This window comes from Alcanivorax sp. HI0007, from assembly GCF_001635525.1.
In the GTDB taxonomy this organism is placed as follows: Bacteria; Pseudomonadota; Gammaproteobacteria; order Pseudomonadales; family Alcanivoracaceae; genus Alcanivorax.
Genome location: NZ_LWEJ01000265.1, coordinates 1 through 16,358 on the forward strand (window position 1 = coordinate 1; position 16,358 = coordinate 16,358).

Sequence of the window (16,358 nt, forward strand, 5' to 3'; positions counted from 1 at the left end):
ACGATGTAGGGAACGCCTACCTGACGGGACAGCAGGATGTGCTCGCGGGTCTGCGGCATCGGGCCGTCAGCAGCGGAACATACCAGGATCGCACCGTCCATCTGCGCCGCACCGGTGATCATGTTCTTCACATAATCAGCGTGACCGGGGCAGTCTACGTGGGCGTAGTGACGAGTCGGGGAATCGTATTCCACGTGAGAGGTTGCAATGGTGATACCACGCTCACGCTCTTCCGGGGCATTATCAATACCGTCGAAAGCGATGGCGCTACCGCCCCAAACTTCTGCACACACGCGGGTCAGCGCGGCGGTCAGAGTGGTTTTACCATGGTCAACGTGACCGATGGTGCCTACGTTTACGTGCGGTTTATTACGTTCAAACTTTTCCTTTGCCACGGCTCTATACCCTTAACAAATTAACCGTAAATTTAAGATTTTTTGCCGCTGATCACTTCATCAGCGATGTTCTTCGGTGCTTCAGCGTACTTCAGGAACTCCATGGAGTAACTGGCACGACCCTGAGACATGGAACGCAGGTCGGTAGCGTAGCCGAACATTTCAGACAACGGCACCTCGGCACGAATAATCTTGCCGGCCATGGTGTCTTCCATGCCCTGAACGATACCACGACGACGGTTAAGGTCGCCCATTACGTCACCCATGTAATCTTCCGGGGTTACCGCTTCTACCTTCATGATAGGCTCAAGCAGTACCGCACCGGCTTCCTTCGCTGCGTTCTTCACAGCCAGGGCACCCGCCATACGGAAAGCGTTTTCGTTGGAATCCACCTCATGGTAGGAACCATCGTACAGAACCGCTTTCACACCCAGGATCGGATAACCGGCCAGAACACCGGACTGCAGCTGCTCATCGATACCCTTCTGCACTGCACCGAAGTATTCCTTCGGAACCGTACCACCGTGAATCTGCTCCTCAAACTGGAACTCTTCATCACGATCGATGGGCTCGAACTTCACCTTAACGTGACCATACTGACCACGACCACCGGACTGCTTGACGAACTTGCCTTCCACGTCAGCCGGACGGGTAAAGGTTTCACGGTAGGCCACCTGCGGCGCACCGATGTTGGCTTCAACCTTGAATTCGCGCTTCATACGATCCACGAGAATATCCAGGTGCAGCTCACCCATACCAGAGATGATGGTCTGGCCGGTTTCTTCGTCGGTCTTAACCCGGAAAGACGGATCTTCCTGCGCCAGACGACCCAGAGCCAGACCCATTTTTTCCTGGTCGGCCTTGGACTTCGGCTCTACCGCTACGGAAATTACCGGATCCGGGAATTCCATACGCTCCAGAACGATGATGTTGTTCAGGTCGCACAGGGTGTCACCGGTGGTGATATCCTTCAGACCCACACAGGCAGCGATGTCGCCAGCCAATACTTCCTTGATCTCTTCACGGCTATTCGCGTGCATCTGCAGCAGACGACCCACACGCTCTTTCTTCTGGCGCACGGAGTTCATCACGCTGTCACCGGAGTTCAGCACACCGGAGTAAACACGGATGAAGGTCAGGGAGCCCACAAACGGGTCCGTGGCAATCTTGAACGCCAGCGCGGAGAACGGGGCCTTGTCAGAAGACTCGCGGGACTCAACAGTCTCGCCATCTTCCAGTACACCCTGAATCGCTTTTACTTCATCAGGTGCCGGCAGGAATTCGATAACCGCATCCAGCAGCGCCTGAACGCCCTTGTTCTTGAACGCAGAGCCACACAGGCCCAGAACGATCTCATTGGCCAGAACCTGCTGACGCAGACCCGCCTTGATTTCGTCGTTATTGAGCTCGCCGCTTTCCAGGTACTTTTCCATCAGCTCTTCAGAGCCTTCGGCCGCAGATTCCATCATCTGCTCACGAAGCTCGTCACAACGGGCCTGGATGTTTTCCGGGATGTCGCGCTCTTCATAGGTCATGCCCATGTCGTCTTCGTTCCAGAAGATCGCTTTCATCCGGATCAGGTCGACAACACCTTTGAATTCGTCTTCCGCACCAATGTTGTACTGAATCGGCACAACCTTGGCACCCAGACGATTACGGATCTGGTCACAAACACGGTCGAAATCGGCACCGGCGCGGTCCATCTTGTTGACGAACACGATACGCGGCACTTCGTATTTGTTGGCCTGACGCCATACGGTTTCAGACTGAGGCTCAACACCGGAGGAACCACAGAACACAACAACCGCACCATCCAATACACGCAGGGAACGCTCCACCTCAATGGTAAAGTCCACGTGCCCGGGAGTATCAATGATGTTGATACGGTGCTGGTCATACTGCTGGTCCATACCCTGCCAGAAGGTAGTGGTGGCAGCAGAGGTAATGGTAATACCACGCTCCTGCTCCTGCTCCATCCAGTCCATGGTGGCAGCGCCGTCATGCACCTCACCAATCTTGTGAGACACACCGGTGTAGAAAAGAATACGTTCGGTAGTGGTAGTTTTACCCGCATCTACGTGTGCGCAGATACCGATATTACGATAGCGATTGAGAGGAGTCTTACGTGCCACGCGGCTAACCTCGATTCACTGGTTCAAATATAGAAACCGGCCTGAAGTTAGGCCGGCTTCACTCGATTGCCTTCTGCTATTAGAAGCGGAAGTGAGAGAAGGCCTTGTTGGCCTCGGCCATGCGATGCACGTCTTCACGCTTCTTCATCGCTGCGCCTTTGCCTTCGGCGGCATCCATCACTTCGCCGGCCAGACGAGCAGGCATGCTCTTCTCGCCACGCTTACGGGCAGCATCTACCAACCAGCGCATTGCCAGGGCGGTACGACGGCTGGGACGAACCTCAACAGGAACCTGGTAAGTGGCACCACCGACACGGCGGCTCTTTACCTCGACGGCGGGACGAATATTGTCCAGCGCCTTCTCGAACATCTCCAGGGAATCAGCCCCTTTGCGTTCGCTGATGATATCCAGGGCACCGTACACGATGCGCTCGGAAACAGATTTCTTACCACTGACCATGACATGGTTCATGAACTTGGCCAGCAACTGGCTTCCAAACTTAGGATCCGGAAGGATCTCACGTTTGGCGACAACGCGACGTCTTGGCATCGGATGTGTTCCTCTAACATTCCCGCGGTGGGCGGGGAAATCTTCAGGTAATTCCGGAACGGCATGCCGTCCGGACCTTACTCATCCCTCCGCAGCCTTGAGGGCTACGGCATTCAGAAAAGGTGCTCGGTTACTTCAATTACTTCTTGGGACGCTTGGCGCCATACTTGGAGCGACGCTGTTTGCGATCCTGCACACCTGCCGTATCCAGGGTTCCACGCACAGTGTGGTAGCGCACACCGGGAAGGTCTTTTACACGACCGCCACGGATCAGGACTACGGAGTGCTCCTGCAGGTTATGACCTTCACCACCGATGTAGGAAGAGACTTCATAACCATTAGTCAGACGCACACGACACACTTTACGCAGTGCGGAGTTCGGCTTCTTCGGGGTAGTGGTGTACACCCGAGTGCAAACGCCGCGACGCTGGGGGCAGCCCTGCAGGGCTACGGAGTCGCTCTTTTCTACCTTGCTTTTGCGCGGCTTGCGCACCAGCTGGTTTACAGTTGCCATGAAACTACTGCCTCACGCTTACAGTTCTGTGACAGAAACCGTCACTTGACGGTTCTGGCACCCATTTACTGCCCATAGAACAGGGGGGCAGCGATTGTAGGGAGCCCCCGGCACCACGTCAAGATGCCAGGAACTCCGTCACTCGCCAGCAATCACTCGTCAGAGGAGCTGAGAGCCTCGGACAAGGCGGCTTCCACCTCATCCATGGTGGGCGCTTCCGGTCCGCGTGCCTCGACACGCTGACGGCGGCGCTCCAGGTGGTGAGCATAGCCGGTACCCGCTGGCACCAGACGCCCTACTACCACGTTTTCCTTCAGACCGCGCAGGTCGTCTTCCTTGCCGGTGACCGCCGCTTCGGTCAGAACCCGGGTAGTCTCCTGGAAGGACGCGGCGGAGATGAACGACTCGGTGGCCAGGGATGCCTTGGTAATACCCAGCAGCTGACGCTCGTACTGGGGCAGCATTTTGTCCTCAGCCTTGAGACGCTCGATCTCTTCCATCACGCGGGCGTATTCCGCCTGCTCGCCCTTGATGAAGCGGGACTCGCCCACTTCCAGGATTTCCACTTTACGCAGCATCTGACGGATGATCGTTTCAATGTGCTTGTCATTGATCTTCACACCCTGCAGGCGGTAAACCTCCTGCACCTCGTTAACGATATAACGAGCCAGCTCGGATTCACCCATCAGGCGCAGGATATCGTGGGGGTTGAGCGGGCCGTCAGAGACCACTTCACCCTTTTCCACTTTCTCACCTTCGAACACGTTGAGCTGGCGCCACTTGGGAATCAGCTCTTCGTAGGTGTCACCACCGTCATCCGGGGTAATCACCAGGCGAACCTTGCCTTTGGTTTCCTTGCCGAAGGACACGGTACCGGTCTTCTCGGCCAGGATGGCAGCCTCTTTCGGGTTCCGTGCCTCGAACAGGTCGGCAACCCGGGGCAGACCACCGGTGATGTCACGGGTCTTGGAGGATTCCTGCGGAATCCGCGCAATCACGTCACCCACGGAGATGCTGGCACCATCCTTGAGACCACACAGCGCACCACCCGGCAGCAGGTACTGGGCCGGCATGTCAGTGTTGGGCATCAATACCGCCTTACCCTTGCCATCAACCACACGCACTACGGGGCGCATGTCCTTGCCGGCGGCGGGACGGTTCTGGGTACCCAGCACTTCGATGTTGGTCAGACCGGTCAGTTCGTCGGTCTGGTGGTTTACGGTGATACCTTCTTCCATATCACCGAACTGCACCTTGCCTTCCACTTCCGCGATGATCGGGTGGGTATGGGGATCCCAGGTGGCAACCACCTGACCGCCATCAACCTGATCACCTTCGCCCACGGTCACAGTCGCACCATAGGGCAGCTTGTAACGCTCACGCTCACGGCCCAGCTCATCCGCTACCGCCAGGTCGGCGGAACGGGAAACGATCACCAGACCGTCCTTGTGCTGTACGTGCTTGGCGTTATGGAAACGCACCTTGCCGCCGTGCTTGATCTGGATGCTGGACACCGCAGACGCCCGGCTGGCCGCACCACCGATGTGAAAGGTACGCATGGTCAGCTGGGTACCCGGCTCACCGATGGACTGGGCGGCAATAACGCCCACCGCTTCACCCACATTGACCTGATGGCCACGGGCCAGGTCACGGCCGTAACAGGTGGAACACACACCCCAGCGGGTGGCACAGGTGATCGGCGAGCGCACCAGCACCTCATCCACACCCATGGATTCCAGCTTGTTGACCCATACTTCATCCAGCAGGGTGCCGGCTTCCGCCAGGACTTCGTCCTGCTGCAGCGGGTTCATCACATCCCGGGCCACCACACGACCCAGAACACGCTCACCCAGACCTTCCACCACGTCACCGCCTTCAATCAGCGGCGCCATCAGCAGGCCTTCCTCAGTACCACAGTCATCCTCGGTGACGACCAGATCCTGAGCCACGTCCACCAGACGGCGGGTCAGGTAACCGGAGTTCGCCGTCTTCAAGGCGGTATCGGCCAGACCTTTACGGGCACCGTGAGTGGAGATGAAGTACTGGAGTACGTTCAGACCTTCACGGAAGTTACTGGTGATCGGCGTTTCGATGATGGAACCATCCGGCTTCGCCATCAGACCACGCATACCGGCCAGCTGACGAATCTGTGCCGGGGAGCCCCGCGCACCGGAATCGGCCATCATAAAGATAGAGTTGAAGGAACCCTGCTCTTCGTCCTCGCCGTCGCGGTTCTTCACCACTTCGACGCGCAGGTTTTCCATCATTGCCTTGGCGATCTGGTCGTTGGTACGAGCCCAGATATCCACCACCTTGTTATAACGCTCACCACGGGTTACCAGACCGGAAGCGAATTGCTCCTCGATCTCGCGAACCTCGTCTTCGGCCGCGTCAATCATGGTGTACTTGGCATCCGGGATCACCATGTCTTCCACACCAATGGAGGAACCGGACAGGGTGGCTTCGCGGAAGCCCAGGTACATCAGCTGGTCGGCAAAGATACAGGTTTCTTTGGTACCCAGAATCCGGTAGCAGGTGTTCAACAGCTTGGAAATCGCCTTCTTGGTCATGTTCTGGTTGACCATGGCGAAGCCCAGACCGGTGGGCACGATATCCCACAGCTTACAGCGACCCGGAGTGGTATCAGCGATAAAGGTGCGCTCTTCAACGCCACCTTCCAGATCACGCACCACTTCATGAACACGCACTTTCACCCGGGCATGCAGATCAACCTGCTTGTTGGCCAGGGCACGCATCACTTCCTTGGTGTCGGCAAAAATCTGGCCTTCACCCTTGGCGTTCACCTTTTCGCGGCTGATGTAGTACAGACCCAGTACCACGTCCTGAGTCGGGCCGATGATGGGCTCACCATTGGCCGGCGACAGGATGTTGTTGGTGGACATCATCAACGCGCGGGCTTCCAGCTGGGCTTCCAGGGTCAGCGGCAAATGCACCGCCATCTGGTCACCATCGAAGTCCGCGTTGAAGGCCGCACACACCAGCGGATGCAGCTGGATCGCCTTACCTTCAATCAGTACCGGCTCGAACGCCTGGATACCCAGACGGTGAAGGGTCGGCGCCCGGTTCAACATGACCGGGTGCTCGCGAATCACTTCCGCCAGGATATCCCAGACCTCGGCAGTTTCGCGCTCGACCATTTTCTTGGCCGCCTTGATGGTGGTCGCCAGACCACGGGCTTCCAGCTTGGCAAAGATGAACGGCTTGAACAGTTCCAGCGCCATCTTCTTGGGCAGGCCGGTCTCGTGAAGCTTGAGAGACGGCCCCACCACGATCACGGAACGACCGGAGTAGTCCACCCGCTTACCCAGCAGGTTCTGACGGAAACGACCCTGCTTACCCTTGATCATGTCAGCCAGGGATTTCAGCGGGCGCTTGTTGGAACCGGTGATGGCACGGCCACGACGACCGTTATCCAGCAGCGCATCCACCGATTCCTGCAGCATGCGCTTTTCGTTGCGCACGATGATGTCCGGGGCGCTCAGGTCCAGCAGGCGCTTGAGACGGTTGTTCCGGTTGATCACCCGACGGTACAGATCGTTCAGGTCGGAGGTGGCAAAACGACCACCGTCCAGCGGTACCAGCGGACGCAGATCCGGCGGCAGCACCGGCAGCACGGTGAGAATCATCCACTCCGGCTTGTTACCGGAATCCTTGAAGGCTTCCATCAGCTTCAGACGCTTGGACAGCTTCTTCAGCTTGGTGTCGGAGTTGGTGGATTCCACTTCTTCGCGCAGGATCTTGATCTCTTCGACCAGGTCCAGCTCCATGAGCAACTGCTGTACGGCCTCGGCACCCATCTTGGCTTCGAATTCGTCACCGAACTCTTCCAGGGCATCGAAGTACTCTTCGTCAGTCAGCAGCTGACCACGCTCAAGGGTGGTCATGCCCGGCTCAGTCACCACAAAGGACTCGAAGTACAGAACCCGCTCGATATCACGCAGGGTCATGTCCAGCATCAGACCGATACGGGACGGCAGCGACTTCAGGAACCAGATGTGCGCGGTGGGGCTGGCCAGTTCGATATGGCCCATGCGCTCACGGCGAACCTTGGAAAGGGTGACTTCGACGCCACACTTCTCACAGATCACACCACGGTGCTTGAGACGCTTGTACTTGCCGCACAGACACTCATAGTCCTTGATCGGACCAAAGATACGCGCACAGAACAGGCCATCCCGTTCCGGCTTGAAGGTACGATAGTTAATGGTTTCCGGCTTTTTCACTTCGCCGAAAGACCAGGAGCGGATCAGATCCGGCGGTGCCAGAGAGATCTTGAGTTTATCAAACTCCGTGACTTGTCCCTGACTTTTAAGCAGATTCAGCAGGTCTTTCAAGGCCAGTCCTCCGTAGCGAGCTTTACGCTCTCAATTCTTTCCTAAACCCGGGTAACAACGCGAGCCGCTCCCCCGCAGGGAAGCGGCACACATCGCTTCAGTCGTTTTCCAACTCGATATTGATACCGAGAGAGCGGATTTCCTTCAGCAATACGTTGAAGGATTCCGGCATACCCGGGTCCATACGGTGATCACCATCCACGATGTTCTTGTACATACGAGTACGGCCATTCACATCATCGGACTTCACGGTAAGCATTTCCTGCAAGGTGTAGGCGGCACCATAGGCTTCCAGCGCCCACACTTCCATCTCACCGAAACGCTGACCACCAAACTGCGCCTTACCACCCAGCGGCTGCTGGGTTACCAGGCTGTAGGAGCCGGTGGAGCGGGCATGCATCTTGTCGTCCACCAGGTGGTTCAACTTCAGCATGTACATGTAGCCAACGGTGACCTTGCGATCAAACTTCTCACCGGTACGGCCATCCCAGAGTTGCATCTGACCGGAACGATCGTAACCGGCAAGCTCCAGCAGTTCCTTGATCTCGAATTCCTTGGCGCCGTCAAATACCGCGGTTGCCATGGGAACACCACCAACCAGGTTCTGGGCCAGCTCAATGATTTCGTCATCGCTGAAGCTGTCCAGATCTTCCGGTGAACCACCGGCACCTGCCTTGTTGTAGATCTTGTCCAGGAAGCCGCGAATTTCCGCCACTTTCTTCTGCTCGGCCAGCATCTCGCCGATACGCTCACCAAGACCCTTGGCAGCCCAGCCCAGATGGGTTTCCAGAATCTGACCCACGTTCATACGGGACGGTACACCCAGCGGGTTCAACACCACATCCACCGGCACACCGTGCTCGTCGTACGGCATATCTTCTTCCGGCATGATCACGGAGATCACACCCTTGTTACCGTGACGGCCCGCCATCTTGTCACCGGGCTGGATACGACGCTTGATAGCCAGGTAAACCTTGACCACTTTCAGCACGCCATGAGCCAGGTCATCACCGCCAGAGATCTTGGCCTGCTTGTCCCGGTAGCGCTCGTCCTGCTCTTTCTTGTGCAGTTCCAGATACTGCTGGGCACGCTCAAGCTGCTCGGCCACATCGTCGTCGGCCGGGCGCAGCTCGAACCACTTGTCCGCATCCAGATTGTCCAGCGCATCGGCAGTCAGCTCGGTGCCACGCTTGAAGCCGGCACCACCGTTAACCTTTTTGCCCACCAGCACGGTGCGCAGACGCTCCAGGATATCCTGCTGAACGATACGGAACTCGTCTTTCAAGTCCTTGCGGAACTGGTCCAGGGAGTCCTGCTCGATCTGCTTGGCTCGCTCATCTTTCTCCACGCCATCGCGGGTAAAGACCTGCACGTCGATGACGGTACCCTTGACGCCGGATGACACTCGCAGGGAGGTATCTTTCACGTCAGAGGCTTTCTCACCGAAGATGGCACGCAACAGCTTCTCTTCCGGGGTCAGCTGGGTCTCACCTTTCGGTGTCACCTTGCCAACCAGAATGTCGCCAGCGCCCACTTCCGCACCGATGTAAACAATGCCGGACTCGTCCAGTTTGGACAGTGCCGCCTCACCCACGTTGGGAATATCGGCAGTGATTTCTTCCGGACCCAGCTTGGTGTCACGGGCGATCGCGGTCAGCTCCTGAATATGAATGGAGGTGAAACGATCTTCCTTGACCACCCGCTCGGAGATCAGGATGGAATCCTCGAAGTTGTAGCCGTTCCAGGGCATGAACGCCACGCGCATGTTCTGACCCAGGGCCAGTTCGCCCATGTCCACGGACGGACCATCAGCCATGATATCGCGGGCAGCAACCCGGTCACCCACTTTCACCAGCGGACGCTGGTTGATGCAGGTGTTCTGGTTGGAACGGGTGTATTTGGTCAGGTTGTAGATATCTACACCCGCTTCCCCTTCGTTCACTTCGTCATCGTTCACTTTCACGATGATCCGTGATGCATCCACCTTGTCGACGATACCGCCACGGGTTGCCACCACACACACGCCGGAGTCACGGGCCACGTGACGCTCGAAACCGGTACCTACCAGCGGCTTGTCGGCACGCAGGGTGGGCACAGCCTGACGCTGCATGTTGGAGCCCATCAATGCGCGGTTCGCATCATCGTGCTCGAGGAACGGAATCAGTGACGCCGCCACAGACACGACCTGGCGAGGAGACACATCCATATGGGTAATGGTGTCACGCTCCATCACGGTAAATTCGTAGCGGTGACGAACCGTCACGAAGTCTTCCGCGAAACCGCCCTCGTCGGTCATCTTCGCGTCCACCTGTGCGATCACGCACTCGGCTTCCTCGATGGCTGACAGATATTCGATTTCTTCGCTGACCTTGCCGTCAATGACCTTCAGATACGGCGACTCCAGGAAGCCGTACTCGTTGGCGCGGGCATAGGTGGCCAGGGAGTTGATCAGACCGATGTTCGGACCTTCAGGGGTCTCGATCGGACACACACGACCGTAGTGGGTCGGGTGAACGTCACGAACCTCAAAGCCGGCACGCTCACGGGTCAGACCACCGGGGCCCAACGCGGACACACGACGCTTGTGCGTGATCTCGGACAGCGGGTTGTTCTGATCCATAAACTGGGACAGCTGGGAAGAGCCAAAGAACTCTTTCACGGCAGCCGCCACCGGCTTGGAGTTGATCAGGTCCTGGGGCATCAGGCCTTCGGATTCTGCCAGGCTCAGACGCTCCTTGACCGCACGCTCCACACGCACCAGACCCACACGGAACTGGTTTTCGGCCATTTCACCCACGGAACGCACACGACGGTTGCCCAGGTGATCGATATCATCCACCACACCGTTACCGTTGCGGATGTCGACCAGGGTGCGCAGCACCTCGATGATGTCGGAGGTTTCTTCACCCATCTGGGCAAAGTACTGCTTGCCTTCCTCATCGGTACGGGAGCTGAAGTAGCGACCGTCATAGAGGATACCGGGACCGGTTTCGTCTTCGCGACCGAGACGACGGTTGAACTTCATACGCCCCACACCGGACAGGTCGTAACGCTCGTCGGTGAAGAACAGGTTCTTGAACAGGTTTTCCGCCGCTTCCTTGGTGGGCGGCTCGCCCGGACGCATCATGCGGTAGATCTCGACCAGTGCCTCCAGGGGAGTCCGGGTCGGGTCAGCACGCAGGGTGTCGGCCATGAACGGGCCGTTGTCCAGGTCGTTGGTGTACAGGGTTTCGAAATCGGTAATTCCGCCCTGCTCCAGCTTCTCCAGCGTTTCCGCTGTCAGCTCGGTGTTACACTCCACCAGGATCTCGCCGGTGTCCTGATCGATGATGGATTTGGCCAGGTACTTGCCCTGCAGGTATTCGGCAGGAATTTCCAGGTACTCGATATTGGCCTTTTCCAGCTGGCGAATGTGGCGCGCAGTAATACGACGGCCACGCTCCACCACGACTTCACCGTCCGCCAGGATATCGAAGGTCGCGGTTTCACCACGCAGACGCTCCGGCACCAGCTTCATGCGGTAAATGCCGTCTTCCACTGCAATCTCGTTGGTCTCGAAGAACATCTCCAACACTTCGTCGGAGGTATAGCCCAACGCACGCAGCAGGATCGTCGCCGGCAACTTGCGGCGACGGTCGATCCGGACGAACACCTGGTCCTTGGGATCGAATTCGAAGTCCAGCCAGGACCCACGGTAAGGAATCACCCGGGCGGAATAGAGCAGCTTGCCGGAGGAGTGAGTCTTGCCTTTATCGTGGTCGAAAAACACACCGGGGGAACGGTGCAGCTGGGACACAATGACACGCTCGGTACCGTTGATCACAAAGGTACCGTTTTCGGTCATCAGGGGCATTTCGCCCATGTAGACCTGCTGTTCACGGATATCCTTGATAGCCCCACTGGATTCCTTGTCATAGATGACCAGACGAATCCGTACGCGCAGCGGTGCGGCGTAGGTGGTACCACGAACAGTACATTCTTTTACATCAAAAACAGGCTTGCCGAACTCATAGCCGGCATACTCCAGCGCGGCATTCCCGGAATAACTTGAAATCGGAAATACTGACCGGAAAGCGGCTTCCAGACCCTGGTCCAGACGCTCTTCTGCACTTTTATCCTGCTGCAGAAATTTACTGTAAGAATCGAGCTGTATGGCCAGAAGGTACGGGACCTCCATAACCTTCGGAAGCTTGCCGAAATCTTTGCGGATCCGCTTTTTCTCAGTGAATGAGTATGCCATCTGCGTTCCTCAGCTGTTGATCTATCACCCTTGGGTGATATTTCTGCATGAAACCTCTCATACAGAAACGACAAAAGGCTGGCAGCCCTCAAGCTGCCAGCCGGTGCCTTTCCGCATTATTGTGGAAAGGCATTGCGCAAATGCGCTTACTTGAGCTCGGCAGTACCGCCAGCCTCTTCGATCTTTTTCTTGATCTCTTCGGCTTCGTCCTTGGAGGCGCCTTCTTTAACAGAAGCAGGTGCACCTTCAACGAGCTCTTTGGCTTCTTTCAGACCCAGGCCGGTTACTTCACGGACAGCCTTGATCACGCCAACTTTCTTGTCACCGAAACCGGTCAGAACAACGTCAAACTCGGTCTTTTCTTCGGCAGCAGCTTCACCACCAGCGGCAGCTGCAGGAGCAGCGGCAACAGCGGCAGCGGCGGTTACGCCGAATTTCTCTTCCATGGCCTCGATCAGTTCAACGAGGTCCATAACGCTCATATCGGCGATAGCGCCGAGGATATCTTCTTTGGAAACGGCCATTTTCAATCTCCTAAATCACCACACGGGCGATCCGATTGGATCGGGTAGTTACGCAGCCTGACAAATCAGGCGGCACTCTGTTTCTGGTCCTTGACTGCAGCAACCGTGCGAACAAATTTGCCGGGCACCTCGTTGAGGGTACGAACAAACTTGGCCACCGGGGCCTGCATAACGGACATGAGCTGAGAAAGTGCTTCGTCGCGAGTCGGCAGCTTGGCCAGGACATCAATGTCCTGAGGACCATACGCTATACCACCCACAGCCAGAGCCTTAACTTCCAGCGCGTCATTGTCTTTAGCAAAATCCTTGATGAGGCGGGCAGCTGCACCCGGATCATCCTGGGAAAAAGCCAAAACAGTGGGGCCAACCAGAACGTCGCTCAGACACTCATAATCAGTGTCTTTCACGGCGAACTTCGCCAGCGTATTACGTACCACTTTCAGGTACACGCCGGTTTCACGGGCCTTACTACGCAACTCAGTCATCTGAGAAACAGTGAGACCACGATAGTCAGCAACCACAGCAGACAGCGCTTCAGTAGCTACAGCATTGACCGAAGCAACAATCGCCCGTTTGTCCTCCAGATTCAAAGGCATGTTTACCTCCTGGATTCACAAACATTAACCGTCAAAATCGACTGCAATCTGATTTCGAGGCGGTCGCCAGGGCCGGTTTCCCGGCCGTTATCGCGGAGCCACAACCTGAACGAGTCAGGAAACAACTACCGCGCCTGCGCAGGCGGTTACCCCTTAATCCCGGTTTGTTACTTGCCTCATAAAGGCAGACTCCTAACAGAACCGGAAACCTGCGGTCTTTGACGCCCCGACGAGACCCTCATTGAAGAGTGAGTCATCGGGATCAAAGCCCTTGCGAACCTGGCCAGCAAGCACCAGGCTCAAATTCAGTTACATCGCCAGTGACGCCGGATCGATATTCAGACCGGGGCCCATGGTGGTGGACAGGGTCACCTTCTTGAAATAGGTACCCTTGGCAGATGACGGCTTGGCTTTCTTCAGGTCAGCCAGCAGCGATTCCACGTTTTCCTTGATCGCATTGGCGTCAAAACCCACCTGGCCCACGGTGCAGTGCACGATGCCGCCTTTGTCGGTGCGGTAACGAACCTGACCACCCTTGGCGTTTTTCACGGCCTGGGCAACATCAGGAGTTACAGTACCCACCTTCGGGTTAGGCATGAGACCACGGGGACCCAGGATGGTGCCCAGCTTGCCGACAACGCGCATGGCGTCAGGGGAAGCGATGACCACATCAAAGTTGATTTCACCGCCCTGAACCTGCTCGGCCAGGTCGTCGAAACCTACCACGTCGGCACCGGCTTCTTTCGCTTCTTCAGCCTTGGCGCCCTGAGCAAATACCGCCACGCGAACGGTTTTACCCGTACCGTGGGGCAGCACGGAAGCACCACGAACGTTTTGATCAGATTTACGCGGGTCAACACCCAGGTTCACCGCCACGTCCAGGGATTCCTTGAACTTAACGGTGGACAGCTCGGCCAGCAGGGCCACAGCTTCTTCTACCTGGTACAGTTTGCCAGCTTCCACTTTTTCCCGGATGGCGCGGGTACGCTTGGACAACTTAGCCATTGGTTAACCCTCCACATCCAGGCCCATGGAACGGGCAGAGCCCGCGATAGTGCGCACAGCGGCTTCCAGATCAGCAGCAGTCAGATCCGGCTCTTTGGCCTTGGCGATCTCTTCCAGCTGCTCACGGGTTACCTTGCCCACTTTCTTGGTGTTCGGCTCACCAGAACCGCTCTTGATACCGGCCGCTTTCTTCAGCAGGTAAGAGGCCGGCGGCGTCTTCATGGTGAAGGTAAAGGAACGGTCGCTATAAACGGTGATAACAACAGGAACCGGCGCACCGGCATCCAGCTGCTGGGTCTGGGCGTTGAACGCCTTACAGAACTCCATGATGTTCACACCGTGCTGACCCAGAGCGGGACCAACCGGCGGGGACGGGTTAGCCTGACCCGCTGCTACCTGCAGCTTGATGTAGGCTTGGACTTTCTTCGCCATTGCAAGACTCCTTGGGTGCAAACGCCACGCCGACAGCGGGCTCCCCTCAGGTTGTCAAAACACCCCGGCCGCTTTTCAGCGACCAGGGCACCATAAATCCGTTGCCGGGCAGTATCAGGTCTTTTCGACCTGACCAAACTCCAGCTCTACCGGTGTTGAACGACCGAAGATCATTACTGCCACCTGCAAGCGGCTCTTTTCGTAATTCACTTCTTCGATCACACCATTGAAGTCGGCAAAGGGGCCATCGTTAACACGCACCACTTCACCCGCTTCAAACAATGTCTTCGGCTTCGGCTTCTCCACCGCATCATCCATGCGACGAAGAATGGCATCTGCCTCTTTCTGGGTAATCGGCGAGACACGACCCGGATTCTTCGGATCTTCGCCAATAAAGCCCATTACCTTCGGGGTTTCTTTAACCAGGTGCCAGGAGTCATCACACATCTCCATTTGCACCAGCACATAACCCGGGAAGAACTTGCGTTCGGACTTGCGCTTTTGGCCACCCTTGATCTCTACCACTTCTTCGGTAGGAACCAGGATTTCACCAAAAAGCTCTTCCATAGAACGCAATTTAACGCGCTCTTCCAGGGCGCGTTTTACGTGCTTCTCGAAACCCGAATAGGCATGTACCACATACCAGCGCTTTGCCATGTTTACCCCTTAGCCAATAACCCAGGACATGAGCCCACCGAGAATCCAGTCGAGCACAAACAGCAACAGGGCCACAATCACAACAAAGACAAGCACAATCAACGTGGTCTGCAGGGTTTCCTGACGCGTCGGCCACACCACTTTACGCAGCTCGACCATGGAATCCTTGCGAAGCTGATTGAATGCCTTGCCCTGCTCGGTCTGCAGAGCAAAGAACACTGCGACCAGGGCAACAGCAACAACACCGACCACCCGGTAAAGAGTGGGCTGCTCGGAGAAATAGCTATTACCGACGACAGCGGCGGCCACCAGGCCAACCACCAGCAACCACTTCACCGCCTCGAAGGCGGCAGAGCCGGAACGTGCTTCTGTTTTCTCGCTCATCTTACGATGCACCCCACCACCCAAGTGGCAGCCTTGGGAAAATTGGCAGGCCAGGAGGGACTCGAACCCCCAACAGCCGGTTTTGGAGACCGGTGCTCTACCAATTGAACTACTGGCCTGTAACTCTGAAATCCTTAAACAAAACAGGGTGGCAGGCTAGCCCGCCACCCTTGATCACCGCGACAATTACTCGGTGATTTTGGCTACCACACCGGCGCCAACGGTACGGCCACCTTCGCGGATAGCGAAGCGCAGGCCGTCTTCCATGGCGATCGGCGCGATCAGCTCAACGTCCATCTGCACGTTGTCGCCCGGCATAACCATCTCGGTACCTTCCGGCAGGGTACATGCACCCGTTACGTCGGTGGTACGGAAGTAGAACTGCGGACGGTAGCCGTTGAAGAACGGGGTGTGACGACCACCTTCGTCCTTGCTCAGCACGTACACCTCAGCAATGAACTTGGTGTGCGGCTTGATGGAGCCCGGCTTGGCCAGTACCTGGCCACGCTCAACCTCATCACGCTTGGTACCACGCAGCAGAACACCAACGTTCTCGCCTGCACGACCTTCGTCC

12 protein-coding genes, 1 tRNA gene and 1 pseudogene are annotated in these 16,358 nt (G+C 56.9%); all 14 read right to left on the bottom strand.

What is annotated here, in order from left to right; genetic code table 11:
• Positions 1-395: GTP-binding protein (locus A3714_RS15800; RefSeq protein ID WP_156493873.1), on the bottom strand; the 395-nt coding region annotated here is incomplete at its 3' end.
• Positions 396-427: 32 nt separating this feature from the next.
• Positions 428-2,527, bottom strand: coding sequence for an elongation factor G (gene fusA, locus A3714_RS15805; protein ID WP_062817998.1), 2,100 nt, complete (start codon positions 2,525-2,527; stop codon positions 428-430).
• A 79-nt stretch (positions 2,528-2,606) separates the two neighbouring features.
• The gene (gene rpsG, locus A3714_RS15810) at positions 2,607-3,077 is read right to left on the bottom strand and encodes a 30S ribosomal protein S7 (RefSeq protein ID WP_062817997.1); all 471 of its coding nucleotides are present in this window, start codon (positions 3,075-3,077) and stop codon (positions 2,607-2,609) included.
• A gap of 139 nt (positions 3,078-3,216) precedes the next feature.
• Positions 3,217-3,591, bottom strand: a complete 375-nt coding sequence (gene rpsL, locus A3714_RS15815; protein ID WP_022986299.1) for a 30S ribosomal protein S12 — start codon at positions 3,589-3,591, stop codon at positions 3,217-3,219.
• A 152-nt stretch (positions 3,592-3,743) separates the two neighbouring features.
• On the bottom strand, positions 3,744-7,946 hold the full coding sequence (gene rpoC, locus A3714_RS15820; protein WP_062817996.1) for a DNA-directed RNA polymerase subunit beta': 4,203 nt from the start codon (positions 7,944-7,946) through the stop codon (positions 3,744-3,746).
• Between the two features lie 97 nt (positions 7,947-8,043).
• Complete coding sequence (gene rpoB, locus A3714_RS15825) at positions 8,044-12,186, bottom strand: DNA-directed RNA polymerase subunit beta (RefSeq protein ID WP_063509596.1); 4,143 nt, start codon at positions 12,184-12,186, stop codon at positions 8,044-8,046.
• A gap of 146 nt (positions 12,187-12,332) precedes the next feature.
• Complete coding sequence (gene rplL, locus A3714_RS15830; RefSeq protein WP_062817994.1) at positions 12,333-12,710, bottom strand: 50S ribosomal protein L7/L12; 378 nt, start codon at positions 12,708-12,710, stop codon at positions 12,333-12,335.
• Positions 12,711-12,775: 65 nt separating this feature from the next.
• Complete coding sequence (gene rplJ / locus A3714_RS15835) at positions 12,776-13,306, bottom strand: 50S ribosomal protein L10 (protein ID WP_062817993.1); 531 nt, start codon at positions 13,304-13,306, stop codon at positions 12,776-12,778.
• Between the two features lie 309 nt (positions 13,307-13,615).
• The gene (gene rplA / locus A3714_RS15840) at positions 13,616-14,311 is read right to left on the bottom strand and encodes a 50S ribosomal protein L1 (RefSeq protein ID WP_062817992.1); all 696 of its coding nucleotides are present in this window, start codon (positions 14,309-14,311) and stop codon (positions 13,616-13,618) included.
• Positions 14,312-14,314: 3 nt separating this feature from the next.
• The gene (gene rplK, locus A3714_RS15845; protein ID WP_062817991.1) at positions 14,315-14,743 is read right to left on the bottom strand and encodes a 50S ribosomal protein L11; all 429 of its coding nucleotides are present in this window, start codon (positions 14,741-14,743) and stop codon (positions 14,315-14,317) included.
• 114 nt (positions 14,744-14,857) lie between these two features.
• Entirely contained in the window at positions 14,858-15,400 is a 543-nt protein-coding gene (gene nusG, locus A3714_RS15850; protein ID WP_062817990.1) for a transcription termination/antitermination protein NusG, read from the bottom strand.
• 9 nt (positions 15,401-15,409) lie between these two features.
• Entirely contained in the window at positions 15,410-15,784 is a 375-nt protein-coding gene (secE, locus tag A3714_RS15855; protein WP_062817989.1) for a preprotein translocase subunit SecE, read from the bottom strand.
• A gap of 43 nt (positions 15,785-15,827) precedes the next feature.
• Positions 15,828-15,903 (bottom strand) — tRNA-Trp (locus tag A3714_RS15860).
• A gap of 67 nt (positions 15,904-15,970) precedes the next feature.
• Positions 15,971-16,358, bottom strand: a pseudogene (tuf, locus tag A3714_RS15865) (elongation factor Tu); the annotation flags it as partial.

Bases quoted from the DNA above. Each gene is read 5' to 3' on its own strand.
- rpsG (WP_062817997.1), bottom strand. From the start codon at position 3,077: ATGCCAAGACGTCGCGTTGTCGCCAAACGTGAGATCCTTCCGGATCCT.
- rpsL (WP_022986299.1), bottom strand. From the start codon at position 3,591: ATGGCAACTGTAAACCAGCTGGTGCGCAAGCCGCGCAAAAGCAAGGTA.
- rpoB (WP_063509596.1), bottom strand. From the start codon at position 12,186: ATGGCATACTCATTCACTGAGAAAAAGCGGATCCGCAAAGATTTCGGC.
- rplL (WP_062817994.1), bottom strand. From the start codon at position 12,710: ATGGCCGTTTCCAAAGAAGATATCCTCGGCGCTATCGCCGATATGAGC.
- rplJ (WP_062817993.1), bottom strand. From the start codon at position 13,306: ATGCCTTTGAATCTGGAGGACAAACGGGCGATTGTTGCTTCGGTCAAT.
- rplA (WP_062817992.1), bottom strand. From the start codon at position 14,311: ATGGCTAAGTTGTCCAAGCGTACCCGCGCCATCCGGGAAAAAGTGGAA.
- rplK (WP_062817991.1), bottom strand. From the start codon at position 14,743: ATGGCGAAGAAAGTCCAAGCCTACATCAAGCTGCAGGTAGCAGCGGGT.
- nusG (WP_062817990.1), bottom strand. From the start codon at position 15,400: ATGGCAAAGCGCTGGTATGTGGTACATGCCTATTCGGGTTTCGAGAAG.
- secE (WP_062817989.1), bottom strand. From the start codon at position 15,784: ATGAGCGAGAAAACAGAAGCACGTTCCGGCTCTGCCGCCTTCGAGGCG.